This is a genomic window from Corallococcus sp. CA047B, assembly GCF_003612065.1.
Classification (GTDB): domain Bacteria; phylum Myxococcota; class Myxococcia; order Myxococcales; family Myxococcaceae; genus Corallococcus; species Corallococcus praedator.
On sequence record NZ_RAWD01000273.1, the window covers coordinates 1 to 13,209 of the forward strand.

The 13,209-nt window shown below is 71.0% G+C and carries 7 protein-coding genes; 1 reads left to right on the forward strand and 6 read right to left on the reverse strand.

Annotation, left to right across the window (positions count from 1 at the left end; translation table 11 throughout):
- The 6 genes from D7X74_RS31640 to D7X74_RS31670 all read right to left on the reverse strand — a co-directional run.
- The coding region (locus D7X74_RS31640; protein WP_120536742.1) for a UvrD-helicase domain-containing protein at window positions 1-3,544 on the reverse strand (3,544 nt) is incomplete at its 3' end.
- Window positions 3,541-6,786 (reverse strand): PD-(D/E)XK nuclease family protein, encoded by a 3,246-nt coding sequence (locus D7X74_RS31645; RefSeq protein WP_120536743.1) that lies wholly within the window; start codon window positions 6,784-6,786, stop codon window positions 3,541-3,543. The genes D7X74_RS31645 and D7X74_RS31640, both read right to left, overlap by 4 nt.
- Window positions 6,787-7,224: 438 nt before the next feature.
- A complete protein-coding gene (locus tag D7X74_RS45385) occupies window positions 7,225-7,968 on the reverse strand; it encodes an immunity 52 family protein (RefSeq protein ID WP_120536745.1) in 744 nt (247 codons plus the stop codon).
- Between the two features lie 14 nt (window positions 7,969-7,982).
- Window positions 7,983-8,735, reverse strand: coding sequence for an immunity 52 family protein (locus D7X74_RS31660; RefSeq protein ID WP_120536746.1), 753 nt, complete (start codon window positions 8,733-8,735; stop codon window positions 7,983-7,985).
- Between the two features lie 12 nt (window positions 8,736-8,747).
- Entirely contained in the window at window positions 8,748-10,364 is a 1,617-nt protein-coding gene (locus D7X74_RS31665; RefSeq protein WP_120536747.1) for a Tox-REase-5 domain-containing protein, read from the reverse strand.
- Window positions 10,354-11,694: a hypothetical protein gene (locus tag D7X74_RS31670; protein ID WP_370450825.1), complete on the reverse strand. Its 1,341-nt coding sequence runs from the start codon at window positions 11,692-11,694 to the stop codon at window positions 10,354-10,356. The genes D7X74_RS31665 and D7X74_RS31670 overlap by 11 nt, the downstream gene beginning before the upstream one ends.
- Before the next feature lie 431 nt (window positions 11,695-12,125).
- Between D7X74_RS31670 and D7X74_RS31675 the strand changes: the two genes are divergently transcribed.
- Window positions 12,126-13,028 (forward strand): phosphatase PAP2 family protein, encoded by a 903-nt coding sequence (locus D7X74_RS31675; protein ID WP_120536748.1) that lies wholly within the window; start codon window positions 12,126-12,128, stop codon window positions 13,026-13,028.
- Window positions 13,029-13,209 lie beyond the last annotated feature (181 nt).

Consider the following 13,209-nt stretch of genomic DNA (forward strand, 5'->3'; position numbering starts at 1 on the left):
CAACCCCTTCCTCGCCGCCCCCCTTCGGAAGGAACTCCGGCTCCGGGGACGCCTCGCCCAGGAAGGCCACCCCCACCCGCACCGGCACCCCGTCACGCACCATCCGCGACGCCGCCAGGGACAGGGCCGCCAGCTCATGCGCGCACGCGGCCGGTCCCAGGGGATGGCGGGCGCCCGGGCGCAGGAGCACCGCCACGGCCTCCCCCTCCGGCGACTCCCAGAGCAGATCCACCACGCCCTCCAGCGAGGCGCCGTCCTCCAGGTCCAGCACGAAGTCGAGCCCCCGGTGCACGCTGGATGCGGGCGTGGCCGCGAGCCGCTTCGCGAAGGCCGTGCCCAGGAAGCGCTCCGCCGTGGCCAGCACGTCGCCCAGGCCCTCTTCCTCCGGATCCCGGCCCGCGCTGCGCAGCAGTTGCTCCAGGTGCGCCCGGCGCTCGGAGGCCTCCGCGTCCGGCCCCGCCAGTGACAGGTCCACTTCACGCAAGAGCCGCGTCACCAGCTGATCCGGACGCTCCACGGGCAGCCATCCCTCCGGCTCCACGAGCAGCGGGGCCGACCGCGCGGGCGCTTCCCACGGCTCCGAGCCGACGGCGAGCCCCAGCCGGTGGAGGTGGTGATAGCGGCGCGGGCACGTGAGGAAGTCCTGCACCGCGCGCACGGAGGCAATCACCGGTGCTTCATCGAACGCCGCGTCCGCTTCGTCGGATCCATCATCGAATGCCGTCCCGGACACCCGGGCCAGCGCGGACTCGACACGGTCCCGGGCCTGGGCCTCCTGTTCCTCGGTGGGGGGCTCCGGATCCGCGGGCGGTGGCAACCGCTCCACGTCCACGTCGTTCGCGAGCGCCCTCAGCTGTGCATCGGCGTCCAGCCGCCGGTCCACGCGGTGCCACCATGTGTCGGTGCCCGCGCGCTTCTCCTCTCCGCCCGACAACACCAGCAGGTCCTTGGCGCGGGTGAGGGCCACGTAGAGCAGGCGCAGGTATTCGGCGTCCTCGCGGGCCTTCAATTCCGCACGCACCGCTTCGAAGCGCTCGGAGGTGAAGGTGTCCAGCGAGTCCGGCATCCAGGGCCGCAGCGCCAGGCCGAAAGAGCGCTCGAAGTACGCGCGGGCCGAAGTGGTGCGCCTGCGGCCTCCCATGCCGGGCACCACCACCACGGGCCACTCCAGACCCTTGGCGCGGTGGATGGTCAACAACTGCACGGCGCGCGGATCGCCTTCATCCAGCAGGTCCGCCTGCGCTTCGTTCGGGTCGGAGTCCGCCAGCTGGCGCAGCTCGCGCGCGAAGGCCACGCAGCCGCCCGTTCCCCGCTCGTCCCTGCGCGCCGCCAGCGACAGCAGCTTCTCCACGTTGGCGCTCGCCTGCTCCGCGTATGGGGAGCCCGCCAGCGCCTCGCGGTAGCCGGTCGCCTCCAGCGCCGCGTGCAGCAGTACATGCACGCCCAGTCGGTCGCGCTCCCTTCGCAGCACGGGGATGAGGTCCAGGAAGCGCGTCAGCCGTGTCTGCTCGCGCGCGGACATCGCGGCGCGCACGTCCGCGTCCACCAGTCGCGGTGAACCGAGCGACAGCGGCAGGTCCCCCGCGAGCCGGAACAGCGAAGCGTCCGACAGGCCCACCAGCGGCGAGCGCAGCACCGCGGCGAAGGCCAGCGCGTCGTCCGCGTCCGACAGGAGCGCCAGCAACGAGGCGAGGTCACGCACCTCCTGCGCCCCGTAGAAGCCACGTCCGCGCAGCACCCGATGCGGCACGCCGTGGCGGATCAGCGCGGTGCGGTACTCCTCCAGGTGCGTGAAGGTCCGGAAGAGGATGGCCACGTCTCCGCCCCTCGCGGGACGCAACCCCTTGCGGTCCTCCGCCATCACCGTCGCGGGCGCTCCGGGCGCGAGCATCACCCGCAGCCTGCGGGCCACCGCGTCCGCCTCGTACTCGCGCAGCTCCGGAGCGGTGTCGGCCTCCGGCAGCGTCAACCGCTCCACCACCGGACCGTCCGCCAGCTCCGGGCGCGTGGGGGACAGGTCGTCCGTCGCCGCGTCGTAGACGACCTCGAAGGGACGGGGCGTCGCCTCCCTGGCCACGAGCAGTCCGGCGAACGCGCGGTTGAAGAAGGACAGGACGCCCGGCAGCGAGCGGTAGTTGTGTTGGAGGAAACCGCGTGCCCCGCCCTCCGCCTCAATCTTGTCCGCCAGCACCGTGAACACGGACACGTCCGCGCCACGGAACTCGTAGATGGACTGCTTGCGGTCACCCACCGCGCACAGGAACGCGGGCTCCAGGGGCAGCGCCGTCACCAGGTCCGCGCCCGGTGCCAGTTCGCGTGGGCCGCCCTCCCGCCGCTCCGACAACAGCAGCACCAGCTCCAACTGCAACCGGTTGGTGTCCTGGAACTCGTCCACCAGCAGCGCGCCCAGCCGCTCCTGGATCTGCTGGCGGAACTCCGGATGGTCGCGCAGCAGGTCGCGCGCCTTCACCAGCAGCGACGTGAAGTCGAACACGTTGCGCCGCGTCAGCTCCGCATCGTGCCGCGTCTCCAACTGGCCCAGCAGGTCGCGGAAGGTCTCCTCGAAAGGCGCCGTGCGCCACGCGGCGTACGCGTCCTCCAGCCGCCGCACCGAGCCGTCGCTCTTGCCCTTCACCCTCCAGAGCAGCTCCTTCAGGCAGGCGCCCGCGCCCTTGCGCAGGTTCGCCAGGTTGCGAGGCTCCGACAGCAGCGCGTTGCGCAGCGCGGGGAAGCGCTCCGTCTGGAGGAACGTGTCCGGCGTCATTCCCTCCAGCGCCCGCTCACACACGGACAGCAGGGGACTCCACTCGCCCTTCACGTCCTGCGCCCGGGCCTCGTTGCACAGTCGGCGGCAGTCCTGGATGAGCCCTTCGAGTTGCACCTTGTCCGCCGCGCCGTCGCCCACGCGGGCCGTCGCCGCCTTGAGGCCTTCCTCGCGCAGCGTGCGGTAGACATCCATCAGCGCGGCCACGAGTCCGTCGGAGAAGCCCGAACCGGAGAAGCCCAGCTCCGCGCACAGCTCGCGCACCTTCGCGTCGCCGCCCTCCAGCGCGTCCAGCACCACGCGTTCGGTGACGTCCTCCAGCAGGCCCGAGGACTCCAGCTCGTCCAGCACCTCGAAGGCGGGATCGATGCCCACCGCGGGCGGCGCGCGACGCAGGATCTGTCCGCAGAGCGAGTGGAAGGTGCCCACCGTCGCGGCGCCCAGGTCCTCGCGCACCTTGCGCCACTCGTCCTGCGTGGGGAACGGCCGCTCCAGCCTCGCGAGCGACGCGCGCAGGTCCTTCTCCGCGTCCAGGGGCACATCCCCCTGGGCCAGCGCGTCCAGCCGCTCGCGCACCCGCTTGCGCATCTCCGCGGCGGCCTTGTCCGTGAACGTGAGCATGCCCAGCCGCGACGGCCGCAGCGCGGCGGCCGCCTCGCGCGCTCCCGCGAACAGGTGCAGCGTCATCGTCACCAGGCTGTACGTCTTGCCCGCGCCGGCGCCGGCCATCAGGGCCAGGTTTTTCTCCAGCGCGAGCATGTGGGGCGCGGTGTCGCTCATCCGCTCCCCTCGTCCATCACGCGCCGCTCGGTGATGCGGCACACCGCGCGGTAGCCGCACCGTCCGCAGTCGTTGGGCCGCGCCGGGAAGTCCCCCTTGCGCAGGCGCGTCACCAGCGTCTCCACCGCGTTGGGCAGGTTGAGCCCCTGGGCCTCCGCCACGCGCTGACGCACCTCCGGGTCGGTGGACAGCAGGTCCTCCAGCTCCGCGGGCGGCATCACGTCCGACAGGTGGATGCTGGCCCCCGTGCGCAGTGAGAACCACGCGGCGTTGCGCGCTCCCACGTGGCCGCTCTCGCGCGCCGCGTAGAGGTACAGCGGGAGCTGGAAGTCCGAGCGCAGCAGGTTCTCCTTCAGCGTGCGCTTGTCCAGGCGGCCCGTCTTGTAGTCGATGACGCCCACCTCCACGCCGGCCGTGTCCAGCCGGTCGATCTGCCCCTCGAAGACGATGGCGTCGTTCGCCACCAGCAGCTTCACGTCGCTCCAGCGCGGATCCTTCGCCGCGGGGCCGAACTTCAATTCGAAGCCCTCCGGCTTCAGCGGATCAAACGGCAGCCCCCGGCCCTGATCCGTGAGGATGCGCCGGACCATCGCGTGGGCCTTCTCCCCCGCCAGCTTCCACAGCTCGCGGTGCCCCACGTGGTGCAGCTCCTCGAAGTGCTTGCTGGCCTTCTTCACGGCCTTCTCCAGCACCTCCTTGGGGATGTCCTCCGGCGCCTGCCCCAGGAGCTTCGCGTCCTTGAGCGCCTGGAACACCTCCTCCATCACGCGGTGCCAGAACGTGCCGCGTCCCCGGGCGTCGAACTCCTCGCCGGGCACCACCGGCTCCGCCACCTTCAAGCCGTACGCGACGAAGCCCTGGAAGCCGCAGTTGCCGAAGCGCGCCAGGGCGCTCGCGGACAGCGGCCGCTCCAGGCCGAAGTGGAAGGTCTCGCGCAGCTTCTGTTCCAGCGCCGGTCCCTGCACGCCGCCGGTGAACTCGCCCGTGGCCTCTTCCTCGCTGCCGAAGAAGCGCAGGCGCGCGGCCTCCATGTGGGCCAGTTCGCGCGCGCCCCGGAACCAGTCCTCCGTGCCGAAGCGATCCTTGAGGATCCTCCCGGCCGGATCCGGCTCCGTGACGCGGAGGCTGGGATAGGACTGTCCCGCCAGCGCCTCCAGCGCCACGGTGCGCCGCAACTCCGTGCGCGTGAGCACCTCGTCCAACGGCAGCACCGGCGGCAGCGTGCGCGTGCGCCACAGATGACCGGTGAGCCGGCGCACCTCCTCCAGGAACGCCGAGGGCACCTGCTCCTGGCCCCCCGACGCCTTCACCGCGAACGACAGGCTCAACGAGGACTCCGCCGCCGCGAGCGCGCTGGCGAACAACAGCCGGTCCTCCGTGAGCCTCCAGGGCGCGCGGTCATCGAACTCGCCGCCCGTCAGCCGGAACACGTCCCGGCTCAGGTGCTGGTTGAGCGCCACGCGCTCCGCGTCCCCCAACAGCGGCGACGGCGGGTCGCGCCCGGGCAGACGCCCTTCGGTGAGCCCCGCGACGAAGAGGTGGCGGAAGGTGCGGCCCGGCACCTCGCCCAGGTCCAGCACCTCCACCGCGCCCGTGCTCGGTCCGCGCGCGGGCAGGTGCACGTCCCGCAGCGCATCCGCCAGCCAGCGCCCCAACATGCGCCGGGTAATGTCCGGTCCGCCACCCACCGCGCGCAGGGAGCGCAGCAGGGCTTCCATCCGCTGCTGGAACGCCGCGAGCGCCGCGTCGTCCCGGGCCCTCGCGTCCTCGATGCGCGCGCCCAGGGTGCCTTCCTCGCGCGGCTCCAGCTTGCCCGCGGAGTCCAGCAGGCCCAGCCGCTCCACGACCTTCCACCACGCGGCGACCAGCTCCGCGGCCGTGCCCTCCTTCGGAATGTGGCGGCACTCGTTGATGAGCCGCATCACGCGGTCGCGCAGCGCACGCACGGCCATCACCTTGACCGCGTCCTCCTTGTGCCGGCCGCCCTGGGCCTGCATCCGGCGCGCGAGGTCATCCAGCCGCACGTCATAGGCGCCCTTGCCTCGCGTCGCGCCCAGCCGGTCATCCCGCGCGGCCGCCAACGCGAGGAGCGCCGCGGGCGCGTCCGGTCCTCCGCGCGACAGCGAGGGCACGTAGCGGCTGGCGATGATCTCCGCCACGCGCTCCGCCGGGAAGCCGTCCTCGATGAGCACCGGCAGCTCCAGCGCCAGACGCACGGGCCCCGCGAGCGCGAGCGGCTCGCCCCAGGGCAGGCGCACGGGCACGCCCAGCTCTCCCAGCGCCTCCGCCAGCCAGCCCGCCTCCGGGCCCAGGTCGCGGTACGCGATGGCGATGTCGGACGGCGCGCTGCCCGCCGCGATGAGCCGCCGCACGTCGCGGGCCACGATGCGGGCCTCCTCGCGCGCGGACGTCGCGTTCCACACCGACAGCCCGTCCACCGCGTCCTTCAACACGTCGCGCGCGGCGCGCGGTGAGAACAGGTGCCTTCCCAGGTCCGTGAAGGGCCGGCCCTCGAACGTCACGTCCGCCTTGAAGAGGTCCACATGGGGCATGGACTCGCCCCGGTTCTCGAAGGCGCGGAACAGCGCCGCCAGCGCCGCGTCCGCCACCGGCGAGCCACCCACCGGCGTCTCCACGCGCAGCGACACCCGACGCGACTCGCACGCCGCCGCGAGCCCCAACAGCAGCTCCAGCTTCGAGGGCCGCACGTCGTAGACGCCGTGGAGCACCAGCCCCGTCACCTCGTCCCAGCCCGCGGGCCATGCGCCCCGGTCCAGCGCTTCACGGGCGCCTCGGAGCACGTCCTCGCGGTCCGCGAGCCCCAGTTCCGCCATCCGCTGCTCGTACAGGTGGTACAGCCGGGCCAGGACGCGCACGCGCGTGCGGCGCTCCGGCGGCAGCACCTCCGCGGCGTCCTGCAGCTCGCGCGCGGAGAGGCGGCCCGCCTTCAAGTCCAGCAGCACGTCCGCCGCGGCCCGGGCGAACGCGGGCTCGCGCACGTAGTCGCCGAACGGCGTGGTGCCCAGCGCGCCCCCCAGCCCGGCCACCACCGCGCGGGCCGCCGTCGCCGGACAGGGGCGCCGGTTGAGCTCCCCCGCCCCACCCAGCGCGTGGACGAAGTCGTCCCACGTGAGCAGGCGGGTCCCCAGGGAGATGCCCCGCACGCGCCGCTCCGCCCGCAGCGCGGCCTGACGGCGCGCGGCATCGGGATAGACATGGAGTGTGCGGCCAGGGCGGGACATGCGGGGCGAGGACTCTAGAACGGCCAGGGGCGCCCTTTTCATGCTCCTTTCGTCGCATTCCCACACCCTGGCCCGTTGGCCGCCCGCCTGCTGTCCTCCGGAACCCGGGAAGTCCGTTGTCGCGGGGCTGCCACCCGACCCGAAACCGCGAAGGTCCGCCACCCCACGGCGGCGGAGGAGTTCGTCACCCTGCGCGACAAGCGGACGGCTCCGTCGGAGAGCGTCACGCGGTTGGAGTTGGGGCGCGAAATCGAGGCACCGTTCCCAGGGGAGCCGAGGGGATGACGCGATAGGAAACCCAAGGCAGGAAACGCCGTTGACTCCCTTTCGCCCTCATCTCTCCGCGTCCCCTTCCGTTCCCGGGTGTGCCCCCTTACTCAATCCACGTTGGAGGGGCACACAGTGCGTGCCCTACCGGCTCGAAAGGCCACAGACGAATCAGCGAGCGATGACGGGCTCCAGCACGTCGGCCCTCGCCAGCAGTTCCCCCACGCGCTTTCCCCGTTCGACATGCTCGGGATTGCTTGCGGTCAGCCGTTCCGGAGTCAGGACGATGAGGGCTCCCCGGTTGTCGACTGGCTCAATGCGGACGGGGGCTGGCAACGGAGGCACTACTCCCCGGCGGCGCGGCAGGTACGTGACCCAACCCACGAACCCGCCAGCCCTGGGCGTTTCGGCCATCGCCGCACGGTGCTCCCAAGATGTGGCCGCGGCCCAATCAGGCTCCCAGGCCTGAGCCATGCTGCGTACCACGCCTGATAGCACCGGAGCGGTGCTGAGCCGCTCCGCATTCGCCCCGATGCTCGGAAGCGTCATCACGCAGGAGTTGGGGGTGGCGCCACCATCGTCACCGCAGGTGATGCGCAGATCCACGTCTTCCCCCCTAGCGCCTCCATTGCCGAACCAGAAAGTGAAGCCGAGTTGCTCAATGGCCGGCCCACCTTTTTCGCGGTTGACGCCACGCCGGAAAGACTCCGTGAGCGTGGCCAGATCTGACGGCATCAAGGGTTGCTTTCGCGCGTCCTTGCGTGAGCGAGCGGGCTTGTACCAGTGGGCAAGGAGCGGATCACATGCGGACAGGAGCGTCAGCAACTCCGCAGTGCGACGCGCGCAGTCCTCGGGGGACTCCTTGCGCGGCCCCCAGTAGGCCCCCACGTAGTATTCTTCTGCGGAGGTTTCCATTTCAGCCAGGAAGCTCAGACCGTAGTGCGTGGCATGAGGCCAGCCCGGGCCAGCAGATCTCGCACATGTCGCGCCAACGCGATGTGTTCGGGGTTGGCCACCGTGAAGCGCTCAGGCGTCAGGACGATGAGCGTGCCCCTGTTCACTACCGGCTCGATGCGCACAGGCGCAGGCAGCGGCGGCACCGTTCCCCGCTGACGCGCGAGGTACGTCACCCAGCCAAGCCACACGTCAGCCTTGGCTGCCTCATCTTCCAGGTCCCGATGCGCATGGGACATGGCCACAGCCCAGTCCGGTTCCCAGGCCAGTGCCATGCTGCGTACGACCTCCGTCAGAACAGGAGCCGTGATCACCCGCTCCGCGTTCGGACTGCGACCGAGCGTTGGCAACGTCAACACACAGGAGTTTGAGCCCGCTTCCGAGTAGCCCCCACTGTAGATGCGCAGGCTCGCACGGTCGTAATCACGCCCCCCGTTACCGAACCAGAAGCCATAGCCCAGTCTCTCGATGACAGGGCCTCCTTTCTCGCGGTTGACGCCAAGCCGGAACTGATCCGTCAGCGTCGGCACATCGGGCGGCATCAGAGGGTGCTCACGCGACTCCCTGGATGATCGCGTGGGCAAGTACCACTGAGAGAGGAAAGGCTCGCTTGGCGCCAGCAAGGTAAGAAACTCAGCCGTGCGTCGGGCGCACTCCTCCGGCGACTCCTTGCGCGCTCCCCAGTAGGCCCCTGCGTAGTAGGTTTCGGGAGGGGTCTTGGCTGTCACGATTTTCTCTCTTCACAGTGCCGGGGTGTGGATGACCGTAATCTCACGCACCCCATTGTCCTGGAGCAGTTTCCGGATGGCCTTCGCTGCTCCTTCTTCAGCAACGTGCCACTCAATCGCGATCCCCATGCCCAAAACGCTGTCCCGTTGCCGCAGGGCTTGATCAATGAACCCCTTGGCGCCTGTTGGCTCAAACCAGGATTTCGGATCAAGCGTATCGAGAAACTTGTTCGCGTAGCCGGGGCCTTTTGCCTCCAGTAGCGCGCTTTCCTTGAACCCATCGAACTTCACGCCTCCACTGTTTTTGCCCACTCCGCCGACCCAGTACGCCTCATCCGCCGAGTGCCCCGTGATCTGCTCCTGGTAGCGCCGGGCACGCGTGGACATCGACTCCTTCGCTGGCCCCCACTGCCCAGGTCCCTGGGAAGGCGCTCCTCCCTTCGAGGCGGTGTTCGCCCGCTGGAGGATGATGGCTGCCCCGGGCCCGCCGCTCAACACTGACGCCACGCGCCCTGCTGGCACCGCGACGCGCTCCAACGCCAGCGCGCCCTGCGCCGACAACGAGAGCACCGGCACCGAGACTTCCGCTCCCACCGCCATCCCCTTCAGCGTCCGTGTCGTGGCCGACGCTGCGCCCCCGGTGATGAGCAGGCCCGTTGTCAGCCGCGACACCTCGCGGATCTGCTCGCCACGCGTCATGGACTGGAAGCGCTCCCAGTAGGAGGGCGATGACGTGATAAGGGCCGCCACGCCCGCCGGCAGGTTGCTCAGCCCCGCGATGCTGTCCACGGGATGCGAGAGCAACTGTCCCAGCGCGTGGTACAGCTCCACGAAGGCATCCCCTGCGCCGTCCAGCGAGCGGTTGATGAAATCCGCGTCGTCGTACACCTCGGCCAGTGGGCGCCAGTGCGCCTCGTGGAGCTGTGCATCCACGGCGCGGAAGACACCGCCCTTGCCGCTGTAGAAGTGGCCCAGTTCGAAGTTGCCCGCGCGGAAGGCTCCCTCCCTCCACTCGACCGTTGCCACCTTCTGCTGAGTTCGCCCGGTGAGTGCCCACGCCAGATAGCCATCCGGTCGCAGCACCGCGACCTGCTCCCGGGAGAAGCGCTCCACCCGCCGCAGGAGTTCCTGCCGCGTGACTTCGCCTCCCTCCATCACCTCGCGCAGGATGAAGCCTGCGGCCATGAGGGGCGGGAAGGTGCTCAACGTGACTGGCTTGCTCAGAAGCACGCCCAGCAGTCGCGATGCTTGCGTGGGCGTCAGCGCGCCTCCCAGGGGGCGTTCGTCCCGCGCCTCCACCCCCGCGTTCGTCAGCAACTGCGCCCAGGCATCCTGCTGCGCGTTGTCGGAGCTGGCGACGTCCGCCATGGCCACCGCACGGACGGGACTCGCCCCCGTCACCACTTCGCGCACGGCCTTGCGGCGGTACAGCGGCGGCGCATCCTCACGGGACGTGACACTCGGCACCGGGGCGGAGGCATGCGGTGGCTCGTCGTTCGACGCTCGCACCCCAGGGGAGTCCGTGGCCGTGCGGGAGGTGTAGCCCAGCGTCCTTCCGGGCCCGGGAGGCAACGAGGCGCATCCGGTGAAGAGGAGCGCTACGCACCCGAGCAGGACGTCAGCGCGCATTGTCCACCCCCAGGCCCACCGACGCGAATGCGCCTGGACGCAGCGTCCCTTCCCCTTCCGGGAACAGCAGCGTGCCCCCCGTGGCAACCGCGTAGAGCTTCCCCGCTGCGATTCGCCAGCGCGCTTCCGCCGCGCCCAGGTAGCGCGCCCCAGGCTGGCCCAGGCCCACGCCCAGCCCCTTCACCGCAAGCTCCAGGCTGCGCTCCAGGAGTTGCACCGACAGCCGCCCGTCCGCATCCAGGCGGCCCCAGGAGAAGGTCTCCACGCTCAGCGACAGCATCAGGTGCCGTTGCAGTCCGCGATAGCCCACGCCATCCCAGCCCACGCGGGCCTCCGCATGAAGCGAGTACCCGTCCGGGAAGCGAATGGAGGCCAGCGGCACACCCTCCAGGCCTACTGTCTGGAAGCGCGCCAGTTCGTAGTCCGGACCGAAGAAGCCCTGTCGGAAGCCACCGTGCTGCCTGCGCGCCTCCAGCCGCAGCGACACGTCCCACGCGGGTGTCACCGCATCCGCCCCCACGCCCAGCACCGCGCCCCAGGCGCCTCCGGTGCCCGGCCGTCCTCCCCAGCCCGCCAAGAGGTGCGCTTCCAGGCCCGGGCGCCTGAGCACCACCGCCGTTGCGTCCAGGTGCGCCAGCGTCACGGACGGTGCACGCCCTCCAGCGCGTCCCCAGTCATGCACGGCGGAAACAGCGAGCGAGTAGCGCCCCGGCGGGTCATTGGCTCCAAAGAGAACGCGTCCCACGTCCAGCGCGAGTTCCGCCCCCACCAACCGCGCGCCCAGCACATCCGAGGCGAAGGCCTCCGTGTAGAGCGGCCCGAAGGTGCCCGTCACGAAGCCGCCCGCCGGGTGGTAGTCCGGATTCGTCCGGTTGGAGTAGCGTCGCACCAGATGCGCCGACAGCAGGCTGTAGTCGTCCAGGGCGCCCAGCCACACGCCCACGGGCGCCGCGTCCGAGCCCAGCTTGAGCCCGCGCACGAGCTGGCCCCAGTCGGAGAGACGGTCCCAGTCCTCGCGCCGCACGCGGCCCGCGCCGACCGAGCCACCCCACCCGCGCAGTCGGATGGGGGCGCCCAGGTTGAGACCGAACTCCGGTCCGCCATCCAGGATGAGCGTGGGCTCCAACTGGACGAAGCCTTCGGCCTCACCGCTGCCCGCGCGAGGCAGAAGCACGAGCGTCGCCACCTCCAGCCGTGCCAGTGAAGACCCGGAGCGGGTCGGCTCCCTGGGGACCGAGGCTTCGGAGTCAGGCGACGCCGTGGCCTCCCCTCGCATGGGAAGGAGCCATAGCCAAAGCACCGCCCACCCGCGGTTGCCCATCGCTCGCATCTCCTGGCTGCACTCCGGTGCGGCGTGCAGAACCCGGTCATAACCGCCGGGTCCGACACGTCAGCCAAACCGGGCGACGCATTGCGCGTCTTCGTGGCCCGCTTCCGTGAGCCCTGAAGACTCGCGGGCGCGGTCGGAATCTCGTCCGAATGGGGGGGGCCGAGAATGGGCACGGCAATCCCGCCCTCCCCTTGCGCGAGCAGGTGGCCCGGGTCGTAGAGGGCAGGTCGGGTGGCAACACCTACGGGAGCTCCCCCTTGCGATGCGCAGCATGCCCCTCAAGGCCATTCAGGCGCTGATAGGCCATGCCGACCTCGGCATCCACCCCGCTGGCGCGACTCGTCGAAGAGGACGCCGCCGCGAACCGCTGAACGAGGGGCACCGGGGGTTGCCGGACGGGGGCGGAGCGCCTCTATGCTCCGCCGCCCCATATGCCCGCTTCCTTCCGGACCCTCTCCGCCCTCTGGCTCCTCCTCCTGACGCTGGCGCCGCTGTCGCCCGCCTCCGCCCAGGACACGGCCTCCGACACGCCCCACGCCCTGCGCTTCAACTGGACCCGGGACGGCATCATCACCGGCGCCGCGGGCGCGCTGTGGATCTCCAGCGAGACCGTGTTCAAGGACGACCTCGCCCCCGCGCAGTGCCGCTGGTGCGACCGCGCCCCGGATGGCACCGACACGCTCAACCGCCTGGACCGCTGGGGCCGGGGCATCGCGGGCAACACCGAAGCGTCCCGCAAGCGCGCGGACACCTGGAGCAACGTCATCGGGTTCGCGGGCCTGCCGCTGGGCCTGCTCGGCGCGCAGTACGCCGCGGGCCACGCTTCCGGCGCGTCCCGCGAGTACTTCGCCCAGGACGCCACCATCATGATTGAAACCGCCGTCATCGCCTCCGTCGTCAACCAGGCGGTGAAGTTCAGCGTGGGCCGCGAGCGCCCCTTCGTCCACGTGCTGTCCGACGCCGACAAGGGCCTCACCACCCACCCCACCGACAACAACCTGTCCTTCTACAGCGGCCACACCAACCTGGCCTTCTCCCTGGTCGTGTCCGCCGGCACCGTCGCCGCGCTGCGCGGCTACAAGCACCAGGCCCTCATCTGGGGCGTGGGCCTGCCGCTGGCCGCGTCCGTGGGCCTGTTGCGCATGGGCGCGGACAAGCACTACCTGTCCGACGTGCTCACCGGCGCCGTCATCGGCTCCGCGTTCGGCGTGGCCGTGCCCCTGCTGCTCCACGGCCGCGCCGACGACTCCGCGCACCCGTCCAAGCGGGTGTCGTCCCTGTCGCTCAACCCCTCGATTGGCCGGCAGATGGTGGGCGTGTCCGGAGCCTTCTAGGCCCCGGGGCGACCTGGGGGCCGCGGGGCGCGCACAAGCCGACACTTCCCGCCGGACGGTTCCCGGACGACGCTGGCCCGCGTGGTACGCGCTCCCTCCAACCTCGTTGGACGGGTCCTCTTCCGTGCGCTCCATCCTGATCGTCCTCCCCCCGTGCGCCCAAGGGCGGTGCCCTTGAGCC

Excerpts from the sequence above, each read along its gene's own strand:
- D7X74_RS31645 (WP_120536743.1), bottom strand. The coding sequence starts at position 6,786 with ATGTCCCGCCCTGGCCGCACACTCCATGTCTATCCCGATGCCGCGCGC.
- D7X74_RS45385 (WP_120536745.1), bottom strand. The coding sequence starts at position 7,968 with ATGGAAACCTCCGCAGAAGAATACTACGTGGGGGCCTACTGGGGGCCG.
- D7X74_RS31665 (WP_120536747.1), bottom strand. The coding sequence starts at position 10,364 with ATGCGCGCTGACGTCCTGCTCGGGTGCGTAGCGCTCCTCTTCACCGGA.
- D7X74_RS31670 (WP_370450825.1), bottom strand. The coding sequence starts at position 11,694 with ATGCGAGCGATGGGCAACCGCGGGTGGGCGGTGCTTTGGCTATGGCTC.
- D7X74_RS31675 (WP_120536748.1), top strand. The coding sequence starts at position 12,126 with ATGCCCGCTTCCTTCCGGACCCTCTCCGCCCTCTGGCTCCTCCTCCTG.